This is a genomic window from Streptomyces sp. ATLC9, from assembly GCF_057196705.1.
Genome location: NZ_JBXUOY010000493.1, coordinates 1 through 1568, shown reverse-complemented (window position 1 = coordinate 1568; position 1568 = coordinate 1). Strand labels below are relative to the sequence as shown.

Below are 1568 nucleotides of genomic sequence, written 5' to 3'. Positions count from 1 at the left end.
GCCGGCCGCGCCGCCCGGTGGGCATTCGCCGGACGACAGCATGTTTCCACCATTTGCCAGCGGTTAGGCGATATGCAGCAAGACGGTACGACACCACCGCGAGGAGGCCGTTATGGGCAAGCTGGGCGATATGGCGAACAAGGCCAAGAAGATGGCCAAGCGCCACCCCGACCAGGCGGACAAGGGCGTCGGCCGCGCCGAGCGGACGATCGACGAGCGCACCGGCAACAAGTACGACGCCCAGACGGACAAGGCCGCCGACTCAGTGCGCCGTTCCTACGGCGACGAGGAGGACCGGCCGCGATAGGGCGGGCCGGAACGGGGCACCACACGGAACGGCGGGGCCGCCGGTGCGCGGCGGACCGGCGGGCCCGCACGCGTCACCGTGCCGGTACCGGGCGAGCGGGGCGGCGTTCCCCTTCCGGGTCCACGGGTGAGGGCTGCCCGCGAGGGGACACCCGGTCGGCGTGAGCGATCACCACACCGCCGAACACCCTCCGCCGGCCCTGGTCACCGGGGCCCCGGCGGCATCGGGCTCGAGCTCGCCCGGCAGGACTTCGAGTCCCTCATGGAGAGGGAGGAGAGCAAGCTCGCCGGATCGCTGAAGTCACGGGCCCGGGAAGCCGGGGATCTCACCCTGTCCCACCCGGAGGTCCAGGTCCTCCGGGGCGGTCACCGTGCCGAAGCGCTTCGTCAGCCCCTCGGTGTGCATGGCCGGAACGCGCATGCCGCACCTCCGAGGTCCGCGAGGACGTCTCCCACGCTACAGACCTCCGCCGCCGGGGGCAGACGCGGAGGGCTCCCGCGGCCCCGCGACGGTGGTGACCACCCGCACCAGGGCGGGCGTGCGGGGCGCGGAGCCGAACCCGAACCGCACCGGCGGGTCGACCGGCGCGAGCGGTCCCAGGTCCCGGCCCTCCCAGGATGCCTCGACCGAGGTGATCCCGCGCAGGTCCCGTACGCCGTACCACTCCCGGTATCCGCCTCCCGCGCTGCCCCGGGTCCGCACTCCGGGCATCAGCCGGGCGGGGAGGTCGGTGAGCGCGACCCAGGCGGGCCGGGCGGCCAGCGGTGCGGGCACGCACCGCAGCAGCGCCCCCAGCCCGCCCCGGCGGCCGGTGGTGAGGCGCGTCCGCAGCGGTCCGGCCGTGACGTGCCAGTGCCGTCCGGCCGCGTCCACCACCACCGGGACGACCAGCACCCGGTCGAAGCGGTAGACCGCGGCGACGAAGTCCGCGACCCGCCGGGACGGGGCCAGCAGCAGCCGCTGACCGTCGGCCCGCTCCAGCATCACGTCGCTGAACGGGCCGAACGGCGACCGGGGCCAGTGTCCCAGGACGATCCGCGTCCCGGAGGCCGTCCCCACACCGGCGATCCACCCTTGGAACCGCTGAGCGTTCCTCACCATGGGCACCCCTTCCGGTGAAAGGGGGCGTCCCCGGCCGGAGCCCCCCGTGGTCTCCAGGGTGCCCGGACGGGCGCACCCGCACCCGTGCGGTGCCCCGCCGCCCGGCGCCCGGGCCGCGCCGGGCGGCCCCTCGGCCGGGCGCCTGCGCGCGCTCGTCGGT

General features: G+C 75.4%; 2 protein-coding genes. One reads left to right on the top strand and one right to left on the bottom strand.

The genetic code is table 11. The features are described from left to right. Positions 1–112 precede the first annotated feature (112 nt). Positions 113–307, top strand: a complete 195-nt coding sequence (locus AC2CJA_RS26600; protein ID WP_484605204.1) for an antitoxin — start codon at positions 113–115, stop codon at positions 305–307. Positions 308–763: 456 nt separating this feature from the next. Here the strand turns inward: AC2CJA_RS26600 and AC2CJA_RS26595 are convergent, their stop codons facing one another. Next, positions 764–1408 (bottom strand): hypothetical protein, encoded by a 645-nt coding sequence (locus AC2CJA_RS26595; protein ID WP_484605203.1) that lies wholly within the window; start codon positions 1406–1408, stop codon positions 764–766. Positions 1409–1568 lie beyond the last annotated feature (160 nt).